The 22,182-nt window shown below is 65.9% G+C and carries 29 protein-coding genes, 1 tRNA gene and 1 other RNA gene; 18 read left to right on the top strand and 13 right to left on the bottom strand.

Annotated features, from left to right (window positions below; translation table 11 throughout):
- Nucleotides 1-6: 6 nt before the first annotated feature.
- The 4 genes from HPY32_RS15925 to HPY32_RS15940 form a co-directional block, all read right to left on the bottom strand.
- Nucleotides 7-723: an alpha/beta hydrolase gene (locus tag HPY32_RS15925; RefSeq protein ID WP_171982876.1), complete on the bottom strand. Its 717-nt coding sequence runs from the start codon at nt 721-723 to the stop codon at nt 7-9.
- 78 nt (nt 724-801) lie between these two features.
- Nucleotides 802-1,638 (bottom strand): helix-turn-helix domain-containing protein, encoded by an 837-nt coding sequence (locus tag HPY32_RS15930; protein ID WP_067580274.1) that lies wholly within the window; start codon nt 1,636-1,638, stop codon nt 802-804.
- Nucleotides 1,635-2,153, bottom strand: a complete 519-nt coding sequence (locus HPY32_RS15935) for a DUF6879 family protein (RefSeq protein WP_067580272.1) — start codon at nt 2,151-2,153, stop codon at nt 1,635-1,637. The genes HPY32_RS15930 and HPY32_RS15935 overlap by 4 nt, the downstream gene beginning before the upstream one ends.
- Entirely contained in the window at nt 2,134-2,565 is a 432-nt protein-coding gene (locus HPY32_RS15940) for a hypothetical protein (protein ID WP_231951383.1), read from the bottom strand. Before HPY32_RS15940 ends, HPY32_RS15935 begins: the two co-directional genes overlap by 20 nt.
- Nucleotides 2,566-2,710: 145 nt before the next feature.
- Between HPY32_RS15940 and HPY32_RS15945 the strand changes: the two genes are divergently transcribed.
- On the top strand, nt 2,711-2,875 hold the full coding sequence (locus tag HPY32_RS15945) for a hypothetical protein (RefSeq protein ID WP_156674067.1): 165 nt from the start codon (nt 2,711-2,713) through the stop codon (nt 2,873-2,875).
- A gap of 3 nt (nt 2,876-2,878) precedes the next feature.
- On the opposite strand, the gene HPY32_RS15950 is transcribed toward HPY32_RS15945, so the two are convergent.
- Nucleotides 2,879-3,457, bottom strand: a complete 579-nt coding sequence (locus HPY32_RS15950; RefSeq protein WP_082870762.1) for an HhH-GPD-type base excision DNA repair protein — start codon at nt 3,455-3,457, stop codon at nt 2,879-2,881.
- Between the two features lie 65 nt (nt 3,458-3,522).
- On the opposite strand from HPY32_RS15950, the gene HPY32_RS15955 reads away from it, so the two are divergent.
- Entirely contained in the window at nt 3,523-4,359 is an 837-nt protein-coding gene (locus HPY32_RS15955) for a methyltransferase domain-containing protein (RefSeq protein WP_067580268.1), read from the top strand.
- Between the two features lie 48 nt (nt 4,360-4,407).
- Here the strand turns inward: HPY32_RS15955 and HPY32_RS15960 are convergent, their stop codons facing one another.
- Complete coding sequence (locus tag HPY32_RS15960; RefSeq protein WP_067580266.1) at nt 4,408-5,694, bottom strand: aspartate aminotransferase type Ic; 1,287 nt, start codon at nt 5,692-5,694, stop codon at nt 4,408-4,410.
- A gap of 132 nt (nt 5,695-5,826) precedes the next feature.
- An RNA gene (gene ffs, locus HPY32_RS15965) (signal recognition particle sRNA small type) lies at nt 5,827-5,921 on the bottom strand.
- Nucleotides 5,922-6,067: 146 nt separating this feature from the next.
- Between ffs and HPY32_RS15970 the strand changes: the two genes are divergently transcribed.
- From HPY32_RS15970 to HPY32_RS15990, 5 genes are all read left to right on the top strand, one after another.
- On the top strand, nt 6,068-6,994 hold the full coding sequence (locus tag HPY32_RS15970; protein WP_067580264.1) for a hypothetical protein: 927 nt from the start codon (nt 6,068-6,070) through the stop codon (nt 6,992-6,994).
- A gap of 57 nt (nt 6,995-7,051) precedes the next feature.
- Nucleotides 7,052-7,136: transfer RNA gene (locus HPY32_RS15975), tRNA-Ser, on the top strand.
- Between the two features lie 162 nt (nt 7,137-7,298).
- On the top strand, nt 7,299-8,525 hold the full coding sequence (locus HPY32_RS15980) for a tyrosine-type recombinase/integrase (RefSeq protein ID WP_067580263.1): 1,227 nt from the start codon (nt 7,299-7,301) through the stop codon (nt 8,523-8,525).
- Nucleotides 8,526-8,527: 2 nt separating this feature from the next.
- Complete coding sequence (locus HPY32_RS15985; protein ID WP_067580262.1) at nt 8,528-9,100, top strand: hypothetical protein; 573 nt, start codon at nt 8,528-8,530, stop codon at nt 9,098-9,100.
- A 148-nt stretch (nt 9,101-9,248) separates the two neighbouring features.
- Nucleotides 9,249-9,470 (top strand): hypothetical protein, encoded by a 222-nt coding sequence (locus HPY32_RS15990; protein ID WP_067580260.1) that lies wholly within the window; start codon nt 9,249-9,251, stop codon nt 9,468-9,470.
- A 101-nt stretch (nt 9,471-9,571) separates the two neighbouring features.
- Here the strand turns inward: HPY32_RS15990 and HPY32_RS15995 are convergent, their stop codons facing one another.
- Nucleotides 9,572-10,399: a hypothetical protein gene (locus HPY32_RS15995; RefSeq protein WP_067580258.1), complete on the bottom strand. Its 828-nt coding sequence runs from the start codon at nt 10,397-10,399 to the stop codon at nt 9,572-9,574.
- 257 nt (nt 10,400-10,656) lie between these two features.
- Entirely contained in the window at nt 10,657-11,400 is a 744-nt protein-coding gene (locus tag HPY32_RS16000) for a hypothetical protein (protein WP_067580257.1), read from the bottom strand.
- 230 nt (nt 11,401-11,630) lie between these two features.
- On the opposite strand from HPY32_RS16000, the gene HPY32_RS46150 reads away from it, so the two are divergent.
- The 3 genes from HPY32_RS46150 to HPY32_RS16015 all read left to right on the top strand — a co-directional run bounded on the left by HPY32_RS46150 (nt 11,631) and on the right by HPY32_RS16015 (nt 12,989).
- Nucleotides 11,631-11,927 carry a ribonuclease E inhibitor RraB gene (locus tag HPY32_RS46150; RefSeq protein ID WP_067580255.1) on the top strand — a complete coding sequence of 99 codons (297 nt, stop codon included), beginning with the start codon at nt 11,631-11,633 and terminating at the stop codon, nt 11,925-11,927.
- Between the two features lie 101 nt (nt 11,928-12,028).
- Entirely contained in the window at nt 12,029-12,403 is a 375-nt protein-coding gene (locus HPY32_RS16010; RefSeq protein WP_156674065.1) for a hypothetical protein, read from the top strand.
- A gap of 43 nt (nt 12,404-12,446) precedes the next feature.
- A complete protein-coding gene (locus HPY32_RS16015) occupies nt 12,447-12,989 on the top strand; it encodes a GNAT family N-acetyltransferase (protein WP_082870761.1) in 543 nt (180 codons plus the stop codon).
- Between the two features lie 34 nt (nt 12,990-13,023).
- On the opposite strand, the gene HPY32_RS16020 is transcribed toward HPY32_RS16015, so the two are convergent.
- Nucleotides 13,024-13,908: a hypothetical protein gene (locus HPY32_RS16020; RefSeq protein ID WP_156674064.1), complete on the bottom strand. Its 885-nt coding sequence runs from the start codon at nt 13,906-13,908 to the stop codon at nt 13,024-13,026.
- Between the two features lie 105 nt (nt 13,909-14,013).
- Entirely contained in the window at nt 14,014-15,060 is a 1,047-nt protein-coding gene (locus HPY32_RS16025; RefSeq protein WP_171982877.1) for a GNAT family N-acetyltransferase, read from the bottom strand.
- Nucleotides 15,061-15,230: 170 nt separating this feature from the next.
- Here HPY32_RS16025 and HPY32_RS16030 point away from each other — a divergent pair, with 170 nt between their 5' ends.
- The gene (locus HPY32_RS16030) at nt 15,231-15,716 is read left to right on the top strand and encodes a GrpB family protein (protein WP_171982878.1); all 486 of its coding nucleotides are present in this window, start codon (nt 15,231-15,233) and stop codon (nt 15,714-15,716) included.
- A 59-nt stretch (nt 15,717-15,775) separates the two neighbouring features.
- On the opposite strand, the gene HPY32_RS16035 is transcribed toward HPY32_RS16030, so the two are convergent.
- On the bottom strand, nt 15,776-15,940 hold the full coding sequence (locus HPY32_RS16035) for a hypothetical protein (protein WP_156674063.1): 165 nt from the start codon (nt 15,938-15,940) through the stop codon (nt 15,776-15,778).
- Nucleotides 15,941-16,096: 156 nt separating this feature from the next.
- Here HPY32_RS16035 and HPY32_RS16040 point away from each other — a divergent pair, with 156 nt between their 5' ends.
- The 7 genes from HPY32_RS16040 (at nt 16,097) to HPY32_RS16070 (ending at nt 21,355) form a co-directional block, all read left to right on the top strand.
- A complete protein-coding gene (locus HPY32_RS16040) occupies nt 16,097-16,408 on the top strand; it encodes a WXG100 family type VII secretion target (protein WP_067580246.1) in 312 nt (103 codons plus the stop codon).
- Nucleotides 16,409-16,705 carry a WXG100 family type VII secretion target gene (locus HPY32_RS16045; protein WP_082870759.1) on the top strand — a complete coding sequence of 99 codons (297 nt, stop codon included), beginning with the start codon at nt 16,409-16,411 and terminating at the stop codon, nt 16,703-16,705.
- Nucleotides 16,702-18,225 (top strand): WXG100-like domain-containing protein, encoded by a 1,524-nt coding sequence (locus HPY32_RS43870; protein WP_231951542.1) that lies wholly within the window; start codon nt 16,702-16,704, stop codon nt 18,223-18,225. The genes HPY32_RS16045 and HPY32_RS43870 overlap by 4 nt, the downstream gene beginning before the upstream one ends.
- A gap of 15 nt (nt 18,226-18,240) precedes the next feature.
- On the top strand, nt 18,241-18,549 hold the full coding sequence (locus tag HPY32_RS16055) for a hypothetical protein (RefSeq protein WP_067580244.1): 309 nt from the start codon (nt 18,241-18,243) through the stop codon (nt 18,547-18,549).
- Nucleotides 18,546-18,971: a YbaB/EbfC family nucleoid-associated protein gene (locus HPY32_RS16060; RefSeq protein WP_067584970.1), complete on the top strand. Its 426-nt coding sequence runs from the start codon at nt 18,546-18,548 to the stop codon at nt 18,969-18,971. The genes HPY32_RS16055 and HPY32_RS16060 overlap by 4 nt, the downstream gene beginning before the upstream one ends.
- Before the next feature lie 396 nt (nt 18,972-19,367).
- On the top strand, nt 19,368-20,294 hold the full coding sequence (locus HPY32_RS16065) for a carbon-nitrogen hydrolase family protein (RefSeq protein ID WP_067580242.1): 927 nt from the start codon (nt 19,368-19,370) through the stop codon (nt 20,292-20,294).
- A gap of 249 nt (nt 20,295-20,543) precedes the next feature.
- Nucleotides 20,544-21,355, top strand: a protein-coding gene (locus tag HPY32_RS16070; protein WP_253949787.1) for an IS5 family transposase whose coding sequence is annotated in 2 segments (ribosomal slippage) — nt 20,544-20,879 and nt 20,882-21,355 — 810 coding nt in all. Because the reading frame shifts where the segments join, the coding sequence is not laid out codon by codon here.
- Nucleotides 21,356-21,376: 21 nt separating this feature from the next.
- Here the strand turns inward: HPY32_RS16070 and HPY32_RS16075 are convergent.
- A protein-coding gene (locus HPY32_RS16075) for an IS5 family transposase (RefSeq protein ID WP_373686648.1) occupies nt 21,377-22,182 on the bottom strand; the annotation gives its coding sequence in 2 pieces (ribosomal slippage) (nt 21,377-21,852 and nt 21,852-22,182; 807 coding nt in all).

Consider the following 22,182-nt stretch of genomic DNA (forward strand, 5'->3'; position numbering starts at 1 on the left):
TGCGGCTCACCGAAGCTCGTCCAACACCGCCCGCAACGCCCGCTCCACGGCCTCCCGCGACTGCTCGGTGTGATCGAGCTGATCGAACCCGTGCTGCCCCTCCGGCACATCGATAATCCGAAGATCCGCACCCCGCTCCCCCGCGGCCCCCACGAACGCCGCCACCCCCTCGGCAATCATCTCCCGCTCCCGCCCCACCCGAGTCAACACGATCGGCACCCGCCTCCCCGTACCGACCGCCTCGACGGGCCGAAACCGCGCATCGATCTCCACCCCCGGAAACGCCGCCACCGCCGGATAATTCAACCCCACACACCGCACCCACTCCGGCGCCTCCCGCAACCAATCGGCCACCAGAAACCCCGCCCCGGAAAAGAACCACAACGCAATCCGCCGCGGATCAACCCGAGCATCCTTCCGAGCCAACTCGACCGCCGCCACCACATCCTCAGCGGCAGTAGCAAAGTCCCCGAAGTCATGCAGCCGATGATCAACGGTCACACCGACAGCCCCCCGCGCGGCCACCGCATTCCCATACCCGACGAACAGCGGCCAATCCCGCGGCGTGGGAACCAGATCGGCGGGGACGGGGCCACCGTGCACGAACACCACCGCGGGGTACCGCCCGTCCCCTTCCTGCACATAAAGATCAACTCGCCCATGGCGCTCCCGCGCAACCGAGTCGACCGACAGAACAAACGGTTGCAGATACGGCGCAGTCACACCTCGACGATACCGGATCCCGACTCCGGCATTCGTGCATCGAAACCCCTTGCCGGGCAACCGAAACCGCAGCGCATGCTATCCAGTCCGCGACTCCAGGGCCGCGCGAATCACCCGCCGCGCTCCATCTCCGGTAACAGACTGAGCGGCCAGTACATCGAAGGCCCGACCGTACTGGGCGATCTCCCGGGGCTGAGTTATCGTCAGCTCCGCCGTCACGGTTTCGACCATGACTCGCGTGTTGTCGAATATGGCGAAGTTCGTCATCGATACTCGATACGGCGTTTCGGCCGGTACGATACCGAATGTAATTCTGGGCATTCCCACGATAGCCAATAATCGGTCCAGCTGCCCGATCATGGTCTGATCATTGCCGACCGTGGTTCGCAACGCCTGCTCGGCTATAACGAAATGAAACCGATGGTTACGGCGATACAAGATCTGCTGGCGTTCCATACGCTTGGATACGCCGTCATCGACATCGTCCGGTACCTGCTGAAACTCCACAACGCTTCGAAGCACACCTTCGGCATACTCCGCCGTCTGAAGTAGACCCGGTATCAAGAACGGATGGTAAACCCGCATCACCTCCGTTCCGGACTCCAGCTTGACAGCGGCCTGCTGCCTCCGCTTGGTGCCGGTCCCGAGCACCCGCCGCCATTCGAGCCACGCGGCCTCGATATTCCGCAGCGTGGCAATCAGGTCGGGTATCTGACCCTCGGCACCCGTGTGGGCGCACCAGGATCGTATATCGGCATCCGTGGGCTTGGTCTTGCCGTATTCGATTTTCGAGACCTTGGTTTGATGCCATCCGGCACGCCGGGCGAGCTCGGTACCCGTAAGGCCAGCATCTTGGCGAAGCTCCCGAAGCCGCACCCCGAGAGCTTCTTTTGCCTGGTCGAGCGAACCTGTCACTCGCTGTATTCCGACAGCGGAGTCGCCAGCGGCCAAACCCGTTCTTTCACGGTCCTGATGTACTCGACAATCCCGGAGTCGGTGGTTACGGCGCCACCGAGCCATCGACCGTTTTCACCGGGCGCGAAGACGGTGAATGCCACGATCGAATCGTCGAATATCCACCAATCATCCGCAGTCAGCTCACCGGAGTCGATCAGGTGCCGCGGCAGATACCGCACATCTTCACCAGCCTCCACATTCAGACGGGCAACATGTTTCGCATACCGGGTGTAGTCGTTATGCGGCACTGTGACCACTCGCGCACGGTTCACGGCCACACCCCTTGCCACTGTTTCCCTGACCCGGTTCAGCCACGGCTGAAACCATTCGTAGTCATCGGGCTCGTCGGCCAGAAACCGGGCCAGCGGGGGATAATCCGGAGGGTAATAGTCGTCTCGAACCTCGAGATGGAATGCTTCACGCTGAGCCTCCCTGAACAGATCGTCGAACGCCTCACCCTGCACTAGCAGCATTGCCGTAAAACCTCCTTTCCAGCCTGGCCACCTCGACAGCCGTCTCACCGGGGCAGATGTCCATCTGCTCCAGCGCCTCGAGGTCTGCAACCGGCGCGCCGGACAAGACGAATGTCCCTCGGCCGGTATCGATCATGGTGGCTCCGACAAACGTGTCGGGCTGTGCGAAACCGAGTAGGAGATGGGGTATCTCGATGGTTCCCGGTGCGTCGGTCTTCCACCCCTGCACGACGTAAGTGCCTCTGTCCGTGGCGTACAACGCAGGACAGCCACCGCCTTCGGTGCCGCCTTTGCCGAGGAAATTCAATCGCATGATCTGTCCTCCGATCGAGTCATGCGCGTTCGTGCTCGCGCTCGCTCGATGATCCCTCGGCCGCATCGGATCTGTTGCCGGATAGACAAATTTGAGCATATCGGAGCATACGGCTGGACCGGCCGGGGAGTGCGTTCGTAGCGTCAGCTGTGGCACTCGAGGCTGGTTGAGCCCGCCGTCCAGCGCGGGCGGACTCCCGGCCTCGAGTTGCCTCACCATCCCCCATGAACGCAAAGGGCTTGTCATGACCGGACATTCGAGGACGTTCTTTTTCCCCGGTGGGATGCTGCAAGTCGCTGCCTACGACGATGACAGTGACGACGATCCGGGGGTTTATCTCGAGCTGTACAACTACCCCGGTGCCGAAAGTACGGAGCGCCCGGACAGTTTCGGCGTTGAGACGGGGTGATACTCAGCTCTTCTTGGCCGCCGCCTTCATCTGCTTCTTGAATGCCCGAACCTCCAGTAGCGTCTCACCGTCGACGATGTCCGCGGCCGATCGGCGAGAGTTCTTCTCCGAGTATGCTCCTGCGGCCTTCTCCCAACCCTTCGGTTCGACCCCGAGTTGTTTCCCGAGCATTGCCAGGAAGATTCGTGCCTTCTGGTCGCCGTAACCGGGGAGGTCTTTCAGGCGTCGCAGGACTTCCTTGCCGTCGGGGTCGCCCTCGGTCCAGATTCGGGAGGTTTCACCGCCGTAGTGCTCGACGACATAGCGGGCCAGGTCCTGGGTGCGGCGGGCCATGGAGCGGCCGTAGCGGTGGATGGCGGGTGGGGTGGAGCAGAGGTCTTCGAATTCCTGGGGGTCGGCCTCCGCGATTTTGTGGATATCGAAGCCGTCCATTCGATCGGCGATTTTCCGCGGGCCGCGAAATGCGTGCTCGAGGGGGTACTGCTGGTCGAGCAGCATGCCCGTCAGCAGCGCGAAGTCGTCCTCCGAGAGCAATGCGTCGGCCTCGGGTTCCTGCGCAAGACACAGCTTCCGGCTCACCATGACCCGATCATCCCATCCCAGCGGAGTACCGGCGGGTAGGACCATCCCGCGCGTAGGGTATCCGCATGCCTGACACCCTGGCACCCACACCCGGCACCTCGCCTTCCGGCCTGCGGCCGGACCGTTTCGACCGAGACGGTCAGGACCAGCTCATCGACGTCCACGACCTGCAGGCGGCACTGCCCGGCATCCACCGGCTGCGGCACTGGGCCCACGAGGCCCTCGCCGTGCGGCCCGGCGAGGACGCCGTCGACATCGGATCCGGGACCGGCACCGAGGTCATGGCCTTCGCCGACGCGGTCGGACCGACCGGAAACGCGGTCGGGGTCGAGCCCGATCCGAATCTGCTGCACTCGGCCGAGCGGCGCGTGGCCCAGGCCGGTTCGGCCGCCCGGTTCGTGCCAGGCGACGCCTACAACGTGCCGTTCGGCCCCGACGCCTTCGATGTCGCCCTGTGCGAGCGGGTCTTCCAGCACCTGACCGCGCCCGCCCGCGCCGCCGGCGAGATCGCGCGCGTGCTGCGCCCCGGCGGCCGGACCGTCGTCATGGACAGCGACTGGGGCACGGCGATCGTGCATCCCGGCGACCGCCACGTGGTCCGCGAGGTGATCGAGACGCTGATCGCCAACACCACCGACCCGTTCGCGGGCCGCCGCCTGCCGGGCCTGCTCACCCGCGCGGGCCTGGTCATCGACGATGTCGGCTCGCACGCGCTGGTGCAGGACCGCACGGTCGGCGCGGGGCCACTGCTGGCACGGATCTCGCGGATGGCGGTGGCGCGCGGCGCGATCACCGAGCAGCAGCGCACCGACCTGCTGACGGAATTACAGGCGGGTGCCGACAGCGGCGACATTCACCTGTCCGTCACGATTTTCGCGGTACTCGCGCACAAGCCGGAGTAGACCCGCGGCCGCGCCCGTTCGGAAAGCGAACGGGCGCGGCGGTTTTCGCTACTTGTCCAGCAGCTTCTCGGTGGCCGCGAGCAGCACGCAGGTCGCCAGGCCCTCCATCGCCGCCTCCAGTTCCGCCGTCGGCGGCAGGCTGGGCGCGATGCGAATGTTCTTGTCCTCCGGGTCGTTTCCGTACGGGAAGGCCGCACCCGCGGGCGTCAGCGCGATACCGGCGTCCTTCGCCAGCGCGACCACCCGGGCCGCGGTGCCCTCCAGCACGTCGAGGCTGATGAAGTAGCCGCCCTTGGGCTCGGTCCAGGACGCGACCTTCGACGCGCCCAGCCGGTCCTCCAGGATCCGCAGCACCAGCCTGAATTTCGGTTCCAGGATGGCGCGATGCTTCTGCATGTGCGCCCGCACGCCGTCGGCGTCGCGGAAGAAGCGCACGTGCCGCAGCTGGTTCAGCTTGTCCGGGCCGATGCTCTTCTTGATCGCGTGCCCCAGGTACCACTTCAGGTTGGCGGTGGACCCGCCGATGAAGCTTACGCCCGCACCGGCGAAGGTGATCTTCGAGGTGGACGCGAATACGAACGGGCGGTTGGGGTTTCCGGCTGCCGCCGCCATGCCCAGCACGTCCAGCACCGGCGCGGCGGTGTCGGTGAGCGGGTGCACGGCATAGGCGTTGTCCCACATGAGCCGGAAGTCCGGGGCCGCGGTCGGCATCGAAACCAGTTCGCGGACAACGTCTTCCGAGTACACCGCGCCGGTCGGGTTGGCGTAGTTGGGCACCACCCACATGCCCTTGATCTGCGGATCGTTCGCCACCAGGTCGGCGATGGCGTGCGCGTCCGGGCCGTCGGGTCCGATGGCGACCGGAATCATCTGCACGCCAAGGGATTCGGTGATCGAGAAGTGCCGGTCGTAGCCGGGGCTCGGGCACAGGAACTTGATCGGCTCCGCCACCCAGCGCCGCGGCGAGTCCACGGTGCCGTGCAGCATGGCGAACACGATCACGTCGTGCATGAGCTCGAGGCTGGCGTTGTTGCCCGCGAGCAGGTTCTCGACGGGGATGCCGAGCAGTTCGCCGAAGATCGCGCGCAGCTCCGGAAGTCCTTGCTGGCCACCGTAGTTGCGGCAGTCGGTGCCGGCGGCGTCGCGGAAGTCGCCGGGGCCGGGGAGCGTCAGCAGATCCGCCGACAGGTCGAGCTGCTCCGGCGAGGGCTTACCGCGCGTGAGGTCCAGCGTCAGCTTCTCGGTCTTGAGCTTCGCGTAATTCGCGGTCTGCGTCTCGTGTTCGGACACGAGTTCCGCATGGCTCATCAAACCGATCTGCGTTTGCCGGGGCATCCTGACAGCCTTTCCAAGCAGCGACGTTCTGGGATTTGCGGACAGCGGCTGGGCCGGTCCGCCCGCCCACGTTACTCGGGGGGCGCGCCGATCGCGCACGGAATATACCGGCCGATCGCGCATGGAATGGGTTGAAGGGGACCCCGCGCACCCGGCAGAGCCCGTTGACCCTTGCTGCCTTCCGGCCCTGGGGGAGTTCACAGGATGCACGCCGCGCGGGATCCGTGGGCCAGTGTAGCGGCTTCGCGCGCGAAGTCCCGCATCGGGTCCCACCGTCGGGCGGCCGACCTCGCGACGTGCGGCATTCGAATCGCTACGATCACCTCCGACATTGACGAGGGGGCTTCCGCGCCATGACCGGAGGAATGAACAAGTGACAGGCACCAACCCACTGCACAACGGCCCGGGACAGCAGCCGGGCAAGGCCGAGGAGACCGTGCAGTGGTGGTCGACACCGCCGGCGAACACCGGTCCGGGCACGCCGGTCACGGGCGCCGATCCGACGGTCCTGGGCGGAGCGCAGTTCAACGCCTACCCGCAACAGCCCTACGCGCCGCCGCAGCAGGGCTACCCGGGCCAGCCCTACGGCGCGCCCTACCAACAGGGTTATCCCGCACAGCCGTTCACGCCGCCCCCGCCGCGGCGCGGCAACACCGGCTGGATCATCGCCGCAGTGATCGGGCTCGTGGTGGTCGTCGGCGTGGTGATCGGCGCCATCGCGCTGACCGGCACGAGCGACGATCACAAGTCCGCGGTCGGACCCACCGTCGACAAGAAGAAGACCGACGGCAACTACTCGATGACCAACGTGACCAGCGCCTGCGCGCTCGTCGACCCCACGGTGCTGCGCAAGTGGGCCCCCAACCCGAAGGGCACGCCCGAACACACCGAGCGCCAGCCCGACACCAACTACGGCGGCGGCTCGCTGAGCTGCCGCGCCCAGTACGACGGCGCGGGCAAATACGGCAGCCAAGGCTCCGACCTCAAGCTGGACGCGGGCTTCGCCAGCCTGTACGGCACCCCCGACTTCAACAACTGGAAGGACTACGACACCAAGACCACCGGCAGCGGCCGCTCCTCCGGCGCCATCACCGGCCTGGGCGAACAGGCGTACTACGCCGTCTACGAGCAGAACTACTCCACCTTCACCTCCCTCGACTACACCTGCGCCGTCCTGGACTCCAACCTCTCCGCCAAGATCACCCTGAGCATCGAGTCCGCCACCCCCACCAACAGGGACGACATCGCCACCACCTGCAAGGACCAACTGAAAAAGGTCCTGACCACCCTCCACAAATAACCCCCCTGACCAGCCCAATTTGGCCCACCCCGGGGTCCTACCGGTATATTGCTGAGCGGAGGATTCGCCTAGTGGCCTATGGCGCTCGCCTGGAACGCGGGTTGGGTTAACGCCCTCAGGGGTTCAAATCCCCTATCCTCCGCTGGAGAACCTGCAGGTCGGGGGCAGATTTCGGTTTGCCCCCGGTTTGCGGTCAACGAGCGGTCAACAGGCTCAGACCATCTGGTTTGCTGGCGGCATTTCGAGGTCCCGTCGGGGCGGTTCGCGAGAACCGTCACTACTGGAAGTTCCTCGAGAGGTTTTCATGGCTAGCATCCGCGAGCGCACGCGTCGCGACGGCAGCTCCTACTACCAGATCCTGTATCGCTACCAGGGCTGTCAGCCCTCGGAGAAGTTCGACACCCGGCCCGAGGCCGAACGCTGGCTCGCCGTCCTGAACCGGGTCGGGGTCGTGGAGTGGCTGCGCATGCTCTACTCCACCGATACCGAGCCCGCCGACATCGTCTCGGTGCCCACGGTCCATGAGATCTGCACCGAGATCATCGACGGCCTCACCGGCATCGAGAAGGGAACGCGCACCCGGTACAAGAGGATCCTCGTCAACGACATCGAACCGTTCTTTGGCGCGGATTCCCCCTGCACGGTGATCACCGATCTGACAATCCCGAAATGGGTCAACCATCTCGCCGAGAACGTCGGTAACGCCGCGAAGACGATCGCCAACAAGCACGGTGTGCTGTTCCAGCTGTGTAAGGCGCTGGTGCGCCGCAAGCTGCTGCCCGAGAACCCGTGCGCGCATACGAAACTGCCGCGCGTGGTGCAGACGGAGATGGCATTCCTGGAACCCGACGAGTTCGCGGCACTGCTGGCGGCGTTACCGGAGCGGTGGCGGCTGCTGGTGGAGTTCCTGATCGCTTCGGGCGCGCGGTGGGGTGAGGTGACCGCGCTGCAGGTGCGCGATATCCACCGCACCAAACTCACCGCGCGCATCAACAAGGCGTGGAAGTACACCGGAAGCCAGCCAGTGTTGGGTGCGCCGAAGACCAAGAAGTCCACCCGCACCATCAACCTGCCCGACCATCTCGTCGCGCGACTACCCCTGGAAAGCCGCCATCCCGACGAGTGGCTGTTCGCGCTCGACGACAGCTCGCCGGTGCGGATCTGGTACTTCTACAAGGACGTGTGGGTGCCCACCCGCGACGCGCTCTCCCTGATGAAGGGGGATCCGTTGAACGGCAAGAAGCCTCGCATCCACGACCTGCGGCACTCCTGCGCGGCCTGGATGCTCACCGCCGGAGTGCCGATCCACGTGGTGCAGGCCCATCTCGGGCACGAGTCGATCAAGACCACCGTGGACGTCTACGGGCACCTGGACCGCAATGCCGCCGCGTCGGCGGCAGCGGTGATCGGCGCGAACCTCGCACCGCGCCAGCCTGATCCGGCACCGACCCCCGCGCCCACCCCGGACAGTGGCGGTTCGGCGGCGGTGTTGTTCTTCCCCACCCCGGCAGCGGACGGGAAAGCGGCATAGCGATGGGAGACAACACGACTCGGTTCCCCGGCGCGCTGGACACCCTGCAGTATCAGGGCATCACCGAGCAGATGCCGCTGCCGTGGCAGGTGTTCACCGATTTCCTGGTGATCTCCGGAGCCCGGCTCGGCGAAGCCGCCGCGCTGGCCGACACCGACCTCGACCCGGGCTCTGGGGCGGGCCGGATCGCACGGGCCTGGCTGCCCGGCCCCGGCGGGTGGGTCCTGGCCGACTCACCGTGCCCGCGCAGGTTCGCGTTGCCGCAGAACCTGTTCGACCGCCTGGAAGTCGGCGGCAGCGGCGCGGAGTTGTTCCGAATCGACGGCACGTGCGGGCCGGGCTTGATGACCCGCTTCGTCGGGCAGGTGTGGCGGCCAGCGGTCGACGCGGTCGTCGACACCCTGCTGGGCGGTCGGCGGCCCGCTGTGGCCGCGCTGCGTACCACGTGCGGGCTGTGGCTGGCCGAAGCGGGCGTGCCCTGGACGGTGATCGCCGCGCAACTCGGCTACCGCGATGTCGCCTCGTTCGCGCGCCGCAATCTCGACCTGCTCGCACCGACCGCCCACGCGCAGTAGACACCGGCCAGGTCGGGCGCGGACCTGCGCGCCCGGCCTGTTGCCGCGCAACGTTTTCCGGCCTGATCAGCGCGTTGACTTCGTGGCTGGTCAGAGCGTTCATGGTGTCGCACGGAACGAAAACAGCACCGACAGAAAGTGATTCGAGATGACCGACACCCCCACCGATCGAGAACTGACCGACCTGCTCCGCGAGCTGGGCGAGATCATCGACGGCCACAACGCCCTCGACATCAAAGCCCACGGGCAGCGCGCCGTATCATATTGGGTGCTGGAGGCTCCCCGGCGCGGCCAGGAAATGGCCGCCTACGCACAGAAACTGCAGCGAGCCGCCGAGATCACCACGATCCTCGCCCGCGCCGGCGAGTAGCAGGCCCCCTCAGCCTCGCCGCCCCGGTACGACCGCGGGCGGCGGGTCCCGTTGCGGCCCTTCTGGTGTGGATTCGGCGGAGACATTCCGGTTGGACTCGACTAGCGCTCGGCAGCTGAACTTTGCTCGGAAGCCTCGCCTGCCCGCCGGTCGAGAATGCGGAAGATCTCCGACGCTAGACTGAGCGCCGAGAGTGTCACCCACACAATGGCTGTGTCGTTCGCCGACAACCGGACAACGTGTTTGTCGAGCTCGGCGACATGGACTGTCTCAGCGCTGGAAAACCCATGAATCGCCCAGCCTCGACCATGTGCAAATCCGGAGCACAGCCGCCAGGCAAAGAGGATCTGCAGAGCCCCTGCCGCGTGCTGGTCCGTGTACTTCACTGCCACCGTACTGCTGTGGCCTCTGCGTATTTCGGCGACGGCGACGCCAGCGGTCCGCCGTGCCACATCTTCCAGCCCACGCAGAGTTGATTCTTTCTTGCCGTCCTCGATCGTTCCGAGTGCCCCTGGCGCCTGGAGTGCCCGGTCGGCATCCAGGCAATTCTGCGCCCACCACCGAAGGGCCCGCTCCACCCGAGTAGACCGCTCATCCGGATGCACGATCCAATACCCGATCGACAGATTCTCCAACGCGCCGCGAGCGAGGCTGAATGGTGCCGAGATGCTGAGTACGGGACCATCGACGACATGTGACTTCAGCGCATGTAGATGGTCCAAGCCCGAGGCCAGACACGATCTGACAGCCGCAGTAACCGAGTAGGACAAGGGCCGGAACACTGCGTCGTCACCCGCCAGCACAGAGCCGGGAGCGGACTGAAACGCGCGAGCTGAGCGGACACGCTCCAGCGCATCGTCGATGTCGGGACCGACGTCATTCCATATGGCGTCGATCACCTCACCGGGCAGATCTTCCGGTTCGGGCATGAAACCAGTGAATCACCGAACTTGCCATCTTCCTAAGGGAATTCGATGGTGTGAATCATCAGTCTGGACTGCCGCAGATACTGCCGTCGGATTGACCAGCGTAGCCACGATGCGCCTTCTCGTACGCGACCCGTCGGGCGTCGTAGTCGAACATCGAAAAGCATTATCCTCCTGGCCGGTTCCAGCTTCCAACCCCGGACACCACCCGCCGGTAGTAGTTGCGGTGGTGGTGTTCGAGGCAGGCTGCTGGCGCGGAGTCAGGCGTTGGGGATCATGTACCGCTTGGGAGCCTCGCAGATCTTCACCGCGATTCCGTCGGCTACGAGCTTTTCTAGCGCGTTGGCCACCGCGCCGACCGAGCGGCCGAGGTCTTTCCCGATCGCGGTAGGCCCGAATTCCCTTCCCGCGCAGTCGCGCAGGAACTCCTCGACCATCCCGCGCAGTCCGCCCGGCGGCAGCCGCTTGCCCTGCGCGGCGGGGGCGGGAGCCGTCGTCGGCTCGGCCGTCTCCGTGTCGGCGGGAGCGTCCGGGGCAGGCTCGGTCGTGTCAGGTTCCGGCTGCTCCTCCTGCTCCAGGGTGGCGGAAGGAGCGGTGTCCGGGGCGGTGTCGGTCGCTACGGCCTCGTCGGCGGGCTCGGCGGGTGCTTGCGCCTCAGCCGGTTCCGGCGCGGACTCGGTCGCCTCAGCGGGCGTGGTGGGCTGGCCAGTGAGTCCCGCGCGCGCCTCGGTCTCGTCGGTGGCGGGGGTCTCGGCGGATGCGCTGTCGGCGGCGGGGGTGTGCGGCCACCAGCGGTCGGCGGGCCGCTGCGCCGACCCGTCGGCCTCGCCTTCGGTGCGGTAGGCGGTGCCGGTGCGCTCCAGGGCGACCAGCAGCTTGCGGGCGGTCGAGCCCCCGATCCCCGCAGTCTCGGCGAGGCCCTTCGCCGTCGATCCCGGGGCTTGCTGCAGTGCTGCCCACAGCTTCTCGGCGGTCGGGGTCGCGGTCGCGGTAGCGGCAGTCATGAGGTCTCCTCGTGCTAGTTCGGTTGGTGTGCAACCCGTTCCGGGTTGGTAGCCGCCGGTGTGCTCGGCTACGACACCATGAACGCTCTCCCTCGCTACGAAGTCAAGTCGCCGACAAATCCAATAACGTTGCACAGCAATGCTTTTCGTCGAAATTACGAGTTGCGTTCCCAGTGGAACAGAGCGTTCATGGTGTGGCACCACCAACCGTCCCGAAGGAGGCACGAAACGTGACCGGCACGAATACGACCTACGAGCACTTCATCTACGGGCCTACCGAGCAGGCGCTGGCCCGCGTCGCCGACGAACTGACTGCCGCCGGGTACCTCGTGCTCGACCCGCCCGACTTCGATTCCTGGCGCGCAGACCGAGATCCCGGCATCGGCTGGGGCCTGACCGCCTACGGATCGCTGGACAAGGCGTTCGCCGACGCAGGACGCGACGACATCGAAGCCGCTTGCACCAAGCACGGCGCGCGTTACGACGGGGGCGGATGCTTCATCGCGCCGCCCAACCCCCGCGACTGAAGCGGGATCAAACGCGACGGCGGGTCGGTCAGGCCCGCCGCGCGGAGGAACCCACCGCAGGCCCGTAGACCGGCGGCGCGCCGTACTTGCGTCGACAGCCCGTGCGAGCCGCGCCTATCGTGCACCAATACCGCGCGCTGCTGGCCCTGGGCACCGACCCCACCGCACTGCACAGCCCACCCGCCGACACGCCGATCACTCTGGCCCGGCTCCTGCGCGGGCTGCTACCGCTGGCCGAGACCGCCGAAAGGTGGGACCTGGACTACAACGCCCTCTACAACCACGGCGCACCCGGAGCGGACCAACGCCTGCGACGACTCGGTGGCGACCCGATCACCGCCGACCGCCACGACATCGAAGACCTGAACGCCACCGGCGGCGACCTCATCGCCGACCTCGGCGACACCGAGAAGGCCTTCACCGGATTCGGCTGCGTCGGAGAACTATTCACCGCCGTCGCCACCGGCGACCACTGAAATTCTGTCGACGACCACTGGCCGCAGCGTCTACCGTCCGGCCATGCCCGCGACCACCACACCCGACTCCAAACAGACCGCAGTTCGTCTACGACCGCTGCAGCACTGCGACGAGCACATGGTCCGCGCCGCACACGAAACCATGGCCCGCGACGACGACTTCCCCTTCGCGCTCGGCCTCACCCCCGCGATGGCATGGCCGCAATACCTCGCCACCCTCGACGACTACCGGCAGGGAATCAACCTGCCGCCCGGCATCGTGCCCGCCACCTTCCTCGTCGCCGTCGCCGGGGACGAGATCGTGGGCCGCACCTCGATCCGCCACACCCTCAACGACTTTCTGCGCCGGCGCGGCGGCCACATCGGCTACGCCGTACTCCCCCAGCACCGGCAACGCGGCTACGGCACCGAGATCCTGCGCCAATCCCTCCCGATCGCCCGCCAGCTCGGCATCGACGACGTCTTCATCACCTGCGACGACACCAACACCGCCTCCGCCCGCATCATCGAAACCTGCGGCGGCACACTGGAATCCATCGCGCCCTGGACCGACGGCACCCTCCAGCGCAGCTACTGGATCCACTGACCACCCCCGGCTGCTGGCGCGCCGTGCCGTCTCGTTATTGGACTGGTCCGGGGAGGGTGTTGAGGTAGGCCGTGAACTCGTCGCTGGGCCGGATCGAGTTGGTGTTGTCGCGGCGAGTGATGGTGGCCGCCAGCCCCAGACGCCCGTTCCGCCAGAAGTACACGTGTGGGCTGATCGGCCAGGGCTGCTCCTCATAATTGTGGCCCGCGATCTGCGCCAACAACGTGACCTGCTGGACCACCCGGACATCCACGACGGGGTAGGCGTACAGCCACTCCTTGGACGGCATGATCACCACCGCCGCCCCGTCCGGGCCGGTGACCGGGTATTCCCCGAGCCAGAGCGCGTGCGCGGTCAGGTATTCCGGGCCGGACAGCAGCGACAGCGGCGGAAGCCCCTCGCCCATCGGCACATCCATGTACTCGCTGGCGATCTCGACACCGCCGTCGGCGCGCACGTTGTGCTCGCCCAGGGCGAACAGGTCGTATTCGCCGATCGGCCAGTCCCGCAGCATGTCGTAGGTGACCGAGACGACCGTGTGCACGCGATCGATTAGCACCCGCTGCACCAGCCCCGGCGCCACGATCCGCCGCACCGTGCCGACCCCGCCCCCTGCCGCGCCATCGAGCCTGGTCCTGATCAATCCTCGCATGACCGCGAAATCGCCGTAGTCCAGCGGATCCTCGGCATCCATCATCGCGGCGACCACCCCGGTGTCGAATAAGTCACCGATCACACTCGGCCACTGCTCCCGCGGGTGGACCACCAGCTCCCGCCGGATCGTGTCCAGCTCTCGGCGGAACGAATACGGGCCGATCAACTCCACGACACCGAGAGCAAGCCAACGGCACACATACCCACGCTCCCGCGCCGCCGACACCAGAACCTCCACCACCGGGTCACTGGATCGCTCGGACATCGGCACACCCTCTCAGTGAATTGGCCAGGGCCGCAGCAGGTATCGACCCGCATCCGATTGTGACCCCACCTACCGACAGAAACCCCTCGCCACGGCGGCGAGAGCTCACAGGCCAGCTGCGGTACCACCGTCCCCGCACCCAACCTCACCGCCGAGGGTGCGGCCCATGACCACGACGTCCCACAACTCGCCGTTCCGGCGCACGTAATGCCGTCGCAATCGGCCTTCGATCTCGAAACCCGCCGATTCGTAGAGCCCGATGGCTGCCACGTTGTGCGGCCACACCTGCAGCGTAACCTTGTGCGCCCCATGCTCTTCGCTAAACCGGATCAGACTCTCCAGCAACAGGGTTCCGACTCCGCGACCACGCCAGTCGGCGGCGACCATCATCGCGATCTCGGTGACACCGGTGTGCGCGAAGCTCACCGTCGCGAACCCCACCAGACCACCACCGCCAGGGCAGGCGACGAACACCGCGCCACCGGCGTTGGTCAGTCTTGCCCGAATGCTCTGTGCGGTCGCGTCGGTGTCGACCGGGACCTCCGCGCCGATCCATTTCCCCTCACCCGCCACTTCGCCCCGAAGCTGGACGATCTGATCGACATCCGCGTCGACAGCGTGCCGCACCGTCACCTCGCGCGGCTGGTGGCCGACGGACCGTCTGAGCGCTTGCTGCTCGTCGGAAGTGTCAGCAGCCGGGGCCGACCGCGCCGCGGGGTTCGGCAGGCGGCCCAGCAGGGCGCCTTGGCCACTTTGCAGGACGTGAGCTGCCGCGAGGGGCACCCAGAAGCATTCCAGCCTGGTCGGTTCCTCGACCCCGTCGTGGTCTTCTTGGCTTCGCCATCGCTGTGGCGTTGCAGCGCTTGCGATTTCGAGGTGGTAGAAGTGGCGGAGCTGGATCTCCGCGCGATACGGGGCCAGGTCGTACTCGGCGGTCCCGAGCTTGCGAACAATGCGGTAGTCGCGCAACCCGGTCTCCTCGCGCGCTTCCCGCAACGCCGCCTCGGCGGGTGCCTCCCCCGGCTTGATCGTTCCCGCCGGCACCTGGATCCCGACTTCCTCAGGCCCGAAATCCAAGTGCCGGAACACCAGCAGCCGACCGTCCCGCACGATGTAGCACACCACCTTGTCGACAACGACTTTCCGCGACACCCGGAACTCCTCCCGCAAGCGGTCCTACGCGCCGGTGACAGTGAAGACCGGATGGGCTCGAGTTGTCACGCGAGTTATTGGGTGTCGGCGCCTTCACCGTTCGGCAGAATGCTGTTGTGCGGGCGGAGTGGAGTGAGGCCCAGTTGGGCCTGGTCAAGGGATCTGTGCGGGTGCTGGAGAGCCAGCCCGGTTGGCCGAAGGTATTCGAGCAACTCGCGTCGGCGCTGCGGCCCGCCCTCGGTGATCTGGCGATAGCTGTCGAGCACGTCGGGTCGACTTCAGTGCCGGGGCTTCCGGCCAAACCGATCGTGGACATCGCCATCGGCTTGGCGGCCGATACACAGCTCGTCGACGTCATCGCGGCTCTGGCACCGCTCGGCTACGAATTTCGTGGCGATAAGCACCAAGACGGTGGATGGTTGTTCGTGTTCAGCACCCGGCCGCTTTATCGCGTCGCACATGTTCATGCAGTGCGATATGGCGACCGGCAGTGGCGCGCGTATTTGAGGTTCCGTGATCGACTTCGTGCCGACCCTGCCGCGCACCGCGCCTACGCCCGGCTCAAACGTCAGCTGGCCGCGCAGCATGCCGACAATCGACAGGCGTACACGTCCGCCAAGAACTCGCTGATCGCCGAGCTGTTATCTGATGCGTAGCACCATCAACGTGAGACCGTCGGCCGACGATCTCAGAGGCTGAGGATCCGGTGCCAGGGTTACCGCCGGAGGGTCGGGTCGTCCGGGTCGATCTCTCGCATACCCAGTTGCACGGCACGCAATGTCAGCAGCAGCTTCATCCGCCATTGCGTCTCCCACTCCTGGGGGTCTCTCGGGTCTATCCCGGCGGCCAGCAGCGCGTCCGCGTCGATCGAGTCGTCCATTTTCGGTTGGACGCAGGATAGTTGCTGTCGGTGGCGGCGGCGATCTGACTGACCGGTGTGTGTCCTCTGCTGCTTCGAGATGGAACCACCTCGGTGCCGGGTGCGTCATATAGTGCGAGAGGCGAGCGGTCGGGCAGTGAGAGTCGAGGGGGCGAGATGGCGGACCGGGTGGAAATGGATCCGACCGAGGTACACGCCACAGCGGGGTGGCTGCAGACCTCGGCACGGGAGTTCACCGACGAACTGGACAAGCTGACACGGGAGGTACACACGTTCATCGGCGGGGACTGGCAGGGCAGCGCGGCCGGGTCACACCACGACGCGTGGACCGAGTGGGAACAGGGTGCCCGCCAGGTTATCGCCGGGCTGGAACACGACGCCACCGCCTTGCATCAAGCTGCCGAGATGACCGTGGGCACCGACCGGGGCAACGCGGCCGGGATCGGCGGCACCGGGCCGGGGGCGTAGGTGGACACCAGCGACTACCGCGTCGACCTGGACGGCATGCAAACCCTGATCGACAAGGCCGCCGGTCTGGAAAAACGCCTCGAGGACCGGCTGGGCGAAATCCGCACACGGATCGCCGACCTGCACATCAACTGGGTCGGCGACGCCGCCCAAGCTCACGCGACCGCCTCCGCGGAGTGGGCTGCTGGTGCCGCGGAGATGAATACCGCGCTCGGCGAGCTTCGCCAAGCGCTCGACCGCGCCCGAGGGGCGTATCACGCGGTCGGGCCCACGAACTACGAGATGTGGCCGCGATGACCGCGCCAACGGTGCCGCTGATCGTCTGCCGGGGCGGCGAATACCATTCCGCGGGCGAGGTTTTCGGCCAGATGGCCACCGACGCGCTGACCACGCACGCCGGGTTGGTGACCGTGCTGACCAACTACGCGGGCATGGCCGGCGACGACAGCGTCGGCGCGCAGTGGGCGAGCTCGTACAACGAAGCCGCCCAACTGGCCGTCTCCAGCTCGGCGAAACTGACCACCTCGTGCGGGCAGGTCCGCGACATCATCCTCGTCAGCGCCCACAACCATCAAGTCGCCGAAACCACCGCCAACCTGAACAATTCACCACCACCGCCAGCACCTCAGCTGCTGCCCGATCCCTGCCCGCCCGAGACCGTGCCCTCGGCGGCCGGGAACGGGATCCCGGAACCGTTCGGATGGTCGATCATCAAAGACGCGGTCGGGATGGCATGGCCCGACGGTCATCAAGACCAGCTCAACGCCGCCGCTACAGCCTGGTACACCGCCGCCGGGGACTACCGCACGATCGCCGGGCAAACCCCGCAAGCGGTCGAGTTTCTCCGCAATCAGCAGTCCCCCGAAATCGACGTCGCGGTCCAGACCTGCACCGACCGGCAGAACGATCTGACCGCGCTGGCCGACGCCTGCCAAACCCTCGGCGACGCATGCGGCAACTACGCCCATCACCTCGACGAGGCCCACAGCCAGATCCTCGACCAGCTCCGCGAACTCGCGATCGAAACCGCCGCCGGGGAAGCCGCGTTCGCGATCCTGATCCCGTTCACCGGCAGCCTGTCGGAGTGGATCGGCAACAGCGCCCTCGCCGCCCGCGTCGCGACCAAGGCCCGCCGGATCGCGACCATCATCGCCGAACTCGCCGCCAAGGCAGCGAAAATCGTCACCGACGCGATAAAGCCACTGGTCGAGCGACTGAAGCCGTTGTTGGAGCGTATCCGGAAATGGTGCGAAGCCGCCAGAACGAAACTGACCAAGCGGGGCGACGAACCGCCGCGAGGGGACGGACCCGAGGGCCCTTCCACCAAGCCGAGCGACCAGCGCGATCCCTTCGACACGCTGACCGATGAAGAAAAGCTGAAAGCCAAGGCCGATCTGATCAACGACTCCAGCAAGACCTTTCGGCTCACCGACGCCAACGCGGAAGCGGCCTTACGCAGCGGCCCTCCTGGGACCCGACCGGAAGTGGCCGGTGACAGTGGAGCGGGAGCCGATATCAAGTTCGTCGACGAGTCGGGGCAGGTCGTGGCACGCACCGAACTCAAATGCATTGACGGCGGCACCAATTCGTTCAACAACCGCCTCAGCGATGCCGGCAAACAGGTCGAGTACGACGGCAAGGTCTATGTGCAAGCCCCCGAGGGAACCGATGCCGCGCAATGGGTTCGCGACTTCCAGGGACGGCGGACTGACGATCAACTAGGCAGATATTCCAAGGTCGACCTGACCATTGTCGACTCGAGCGGCAGGGTATTGGGCAACTACAATGTCGGGACCCGCCTCCCGCCATCCCGCTAAGTGATAGGAGTACATGTGGCCGAATACGCTTACCTCATCAGCAGATCCAGCAAGACTCTGCTCGCCCTGGGCAAAGCAGTCAAAAAGGCTGATGGCAAGGTCAACTACTTCAGCCGCGAAGACGGTAAAGGCGGGCGCAACTCCGAGAACGCCTTGTTGACCAAGGCGCTGTGGAAATTCATCGCCGAGCACGGATATGACGGCGTCGAGGTTGTCAGCGACGACGATCCCGACTTCGAAACCATTGCGCAATACCGCCAAACCGGCGGAGACACGATGGACGACATCACCTTGGAGCAGTACCTCGAAGGGTGGCCCGGATGACCGATCTGTCGGCGTGGGAGCAGCAGCTGCAAGATGATCTCGCCGAGATCCGCCACCGCAACCAGCAGCTGATCAAAGCCTCCGCCACCGTACGAGCGCGCGGCGAGGTACGCGGCGTGACCGTCGAGATCGACGTCAGAGGCGAGATCACCGACCTGCAGATCGCACCCGCCGCGATGCGCTGGCCCAGCAGCCAACTCAGCCAGGCCATCATCGATAGCTACCGCAAGGCCCGAGCCGACGCGAAAACCAAAGCCGAGCAACTGATTCGTAAAACCGATCCACGCATCCGCGAGCAACTACTCCAGACACGGCAGACATCCGCCGATCTCGAACCCGAGCGCCGCCCCAAGACCGAGGCGGAAATACAAGCTGCCGACGACGCCTACTACGAGCAGATGAACCGACGCGGCTGGCGATAGAACCAGAAGTGAGCAGTGTTGCGTTCGATGCAACACGCAGCCGGGTTGCGCCTGGGGCGTGACGTGCAAGCAAAGCGGATGTCCGCGGCGAGCTGCCCCCCCACCCTGAACTCACCTACCAGCGGTAATCGAGTCTCCTGCAACAGTGTTGCGTCTAATGCAACACCATGAAGAGGGTTGTCGATCTGTGCCGTGTCCAGCTCAGGCGGCAGGCACGACTGGCCGAACGCTAACCGGAGTCCATGGTGCCACTCGAACGTCAATCGCCAACGGCGGAGCGGCGGAAGATCAGCGCCTGACTGAGACCGCGCGCCATGCGGCTATGTGGGTGCGCTCGGAAGCGGCTGGATGCATTCTCGGGCGATCAATCAGACGTTGTCGGGCACAATAGGATTCATGGCGGCGGTAAGGGTGGCGACGTGTCAGTTCGCGGTGAGTGCCGATATCTCGGCAAACCTGCGCCATGTCGTTCACCAGATGCGACTGGCGAAGGAAGAGGGTGCAGATGTCGCTCACTTTCCCGAGGGAGCGTTGTCGGGTTATGCAGGAAGCGACTTCGACTCGTTCGACGGCTTCGACTGGGATCGCCTGCGAGCCGCGACCATTGATGTGATGGAGGTGGCGCGAGAGCTCGGCCTGTGGGTCGTGATCGGCTCTGCACATCCGCTCAGCGGCGCGAACAAGCCACACAACAGTCTCTACGTGATCAACGATCACGGACTCGTTGTCGACCGGTACGACAAACGTTTCTGCTCGGGCGACATCGACGGCCGCAGCGGCGATCTTGCCCACTACAGTCCCGGTGACCACCCCACCGTCTGGGAGGTCAACGGGGTGTCGTGCGGAGCGTTGATCTGCTACGACTACCGCTTCCCGGAGCTGTACCGCGAGTATATGAAGCACGGAGTGCAGATTGTGTTCCACTCCTTTCATGCCGCGAATGCGTCGTCGGAGACGGTCGCCGCGATCGGAGCCGGTATGGGTTCCGCTTACGAGTGGTTCAACCCCGCAGCAACGTACACCTATCCGGGAATCACCATGCCTGCCGCCATGACAGCCGCCGCCGCCTGCAATCACCTGTGGATCAGCTGCCCGAACTCGTCCGCGCCCGAAAGCTTGTGGCCCGCGTTCTTCGTCCGGGCCGACGGAATCTGCCTCGGACGACTGCAGCGCAACACGCCAGGCGTCCTCCTCTCCACCGTCGACACACACGAAGCCCTGTACGACTCGACGGCGGCATGGCGCCACCGAGCTCAGTCGGGACACTTCCACAGCGGCACAGTCGTCAGCGATCCGAGATCCACCGATCGCACATCACTGTGAACACCGACGACTCATGTCGCGGCGGAACGGGTCGCGGGCCGGGCGCTGGACGCACTCACGTCGGCTACCGATCACTTGCGTTGCCTATAGCCAGAGGTGGGCCGCTCCTCAGTGGCGACCGTCATCCTCCGATCAGACTCACCGACGAATTGGGCGCGACGGAATAAGACCATGTCTCACATGGATGTAATTCATTCTTGTTTCGTTGAGAGTAGTTGTGCTGCATGATGTTCGGTCGTGGTGGATGCGTTGTCGCGGCGGCTGGTGCCGGACGAGTTGTGGGAGCTGGTCGAACCGCTGCTACCGCAGTTCAGTCCACGTCCGCAGGGCGGTGGTGTCGCTCCGACCGACCAGCGGGCGGTGTTCACGGCGGTGGTGTATGTGTTGACCAGCGGGTGTGCGTGGCGGATGCTGCCGGCCTCGTTCGGGGTGAGCGTGCCGACGGCGCATCGCCGGTTCACGGTGTGGACCAACGCCGGAGTGTGGCGGCGGCTGCACCGAGCGGTACTCGACGAGCTGGGCAGCCGGGGACTGATCGACTGGTCGAGGGTGGTGGTCGACGCGGCCAGCGTGCGGGCGAAAAGGGGGGCGATCTGACTGGCCCGAACCCGACCGACCGCGGCAAGCCCGGCTCCAAGCAGCACATTCTGTCCGATCGGGCGGGAATCCCGTTGTCGGTGGCGGTTTCGGCGGCCAACGTCCACGACTCGCAGGCGCTCAAACCGTTGGTGAAAGCGATCCCGGCGGTGCGGTCGCGGCGCGGACCACGGCGGCGCCGGCCGGGCAAACTGCACGCGGACAAGGCCTATGACCAGCCCGAGCTGCGGGTGTGGGTGCGCCGCCGTGGTATCGCAGTCCGCATCGCGCGCAAGGGAATCGAGTCCAACCAGCGACTCGGCCGCCACCGGTGGGTGATCGAACGCACCGTCTCGTGGCTGACCGGATATCACCGGCTCACCATCCGCTACGACCGGAAGGGAATTCACTACCTGGGCTTCCTAACATTGGCTGCCGCACTCACCTGCTTCAAGAAGCTTGTGAAAGCGAAAGCGACCATGTGAGACATGGTCTAAGACCGTGTCTCATATGGCCGCTTTCATCAGCTTCTTGAAGCAGGTGAGTGCGGCGGCTAGCGTCAGGAAGCCCAGATAATGAATTCCCTTGCGGTCGTAGCGAATGTTGAGCCGGTGGTAGCCGGTCAGCCACGACACGGTGCGTTCGATCACCCACCGGTGGCGGCCGAGTCGCTGGTTGGACTCGATTCCCTTGCGGGCGATGCGGACTGCGATGCCCCGGTGGCGCACCCACCGCCGCAGTTCGGGCTGGTCGTATGCCTTGTCGGCGTGCAACTTGCCCGGCCGGCGTCGCCGCGGGCCACGTCGCGACCGGACTGCCGGGATCGCTTTCACCAACGGTTTGAGCGCTTGGGAGTCGTGGACGTTGGCGGCCGAAACCGCCACGGACAACGGGATTCCCGTCCGATCGGACAGGATGTGCTGCTTGGAGCCGGGCTTGCCGCGATCGGTCGGGTTCGGCCCGGTCAGATCGCCCCTTTTTTCGCCCGTACGCTCGCCGCATCGACTACCGCCCGCGACCAGTCGATCAGGCCCCGGCTGCCCAGCTCGTCGAGTATCGCCCGGTGCAGTCGCCGCCACACGCCGGCCTGGGTCCACACCGTGAACCGGCGATGCGCCGTCGGCACACTCACACCGAACGAGGCCGGCAGCATCCGCCACGCACACCCGCTGGTCAACACATACACCACCGCCGTGAACACCGCCCGCTGGTCGGTCGGGGCGATGCCGCCGCCCTGCGGGCGCGAGGCGAACTCCGGCAGCAGCGGCTCGACCAGCTCCCACAACTCGTCCGGCACCAACCGCTGCGACAA

This window comes from Nocardia terpenica, from assembly GCF_013186535.1.
Taxonomy (GTDB): Bacteria; Actinomycetota; Actinomycetes; order Mycobacteriales; family Mycobacteriaceae; genus Nocardia; species Nocardia terpenica.

Coding starts and splice junctions, on each gene's coding strand:
- HPY32_RS15935 (WP_067580272.1), bottom strand. CDS start 2,153: ATGCTGCTAGTGCAGGGTGAGGCGTTCGACGATCTGTTCAGGGAGGCT.
- HPY32_RS15940 (WP_231951383.1), bottom strand. CDS start 2,565: ATGCTCAAATTTGTCTATCCGGCAACAGATCCGATGCGGCCGAGGGAT.
- HPY32_RS15945 (WP_156674067.1), top strand. CDS start 2,711: ATGACCGGACATTCGAGGACGTTCTTTTTCCCCGGTGGGATGCTGCAA.
- HPY32_RS15950 (WP_082870762.1), bottom strand. CDS start 3,457: ATGGTGAGCCGGAAGCTGTGTCTTGCGCAGGAACCCGAGGCCGACGCA.
- HPY32_RS15955 (WP_067580268.1), top strand. CDS start 3,523: ATGCCTGACACCCTGGCACCCACACCCGGCACCTCGCCTTCCGGCCTG.
- HPY32_RS15960 (WP_067580266.1), bottom strand. CDS start 5,694: ATGCCCCGGCAAACGCAGATCGGTTTGATGAGCCATGCGGAACTCGTG.
- HPY32_RS15980 (WP_067580263.1), top strand. CDS start 7,299: ATGGCTAGCATCCGCGAGCGCACGCGTCGCGACGGCAGCTCCTACTAC.
- HPY32_RS15985 (WP_067580262.1), top strand. CDS start 8,528: ATGGGAGACAACACGACTCGGTTCCCCGGCGCGCTGGACACCCTGCAG.
- HPY32_RS15990 (WP_067580260.1), top strand. CDS start 9,249: ATGACCGACACCCCCACCGATCGAGAACTGACCGACCTGCTCCGCGAG.
- HPY32_RS15995 (WP_067580258.1), bottom strand. CDS start 10,399: ATGCCCGAACCGGAAGATCTGCCCGGTGAGGTGATCGACGCCATATGG.
- HPY32_RS16000 (WP_067580257.1), bottom strand. CDS start 11,400: ATGACTGCCGCTACCGCGACCGCGACCCCGACCGCCGAGAAGCTGTGG.
- HPY32_RS16015 (WP_082870761.1), top strand. CDS start 12,447: ATGCCCGCGACCACCACACCCGACTCCAAACAGACCGCAGTTCGTCTA.
- HPY32_RS16020 (WP_156674064.1), bottom strand. CDS start 13,908: ATGTCCGAGCGATCCAGTGACCCGGTGGTGGAGGTTCTGGTGTCGGCG.
- HPY32_RS16035 (WP_156674063.1), bottom strand. CDS start 15,940: ATGGACGACTCGATCGACGCGGACGCGCTGCTGGCCGCCGGGATAGAC.
- HPY32_RS16040 (WP_067580246.1), top strand. CDS start 16,097: ATGGCGGACCGGGTGGAAATGGATCCGACCGAGGTACACGCCACAGCG.
- HPY32_RS43870 (WP_231951542.1), top strand. CDS start 16,702: ATGACCGCGCCAACGGTGCCGCTGATCGTCTGCCGGGGCGGCGAATAC.
- HPY32_RS16060 (WP_067584970.1), top strand. CDS start 18,546: ATGACCGATCTGTCGGCGTGGGAGCAGCAGCTGCAAGATGATCTCGCC.
- HPY32_RS16065 (WP_067580242.1), top strand. CDS start 19,368: ATGGCGGCGGTAAGGGTGGCGACGTGTCAGTTCGCGGTGAGTGCCGAT.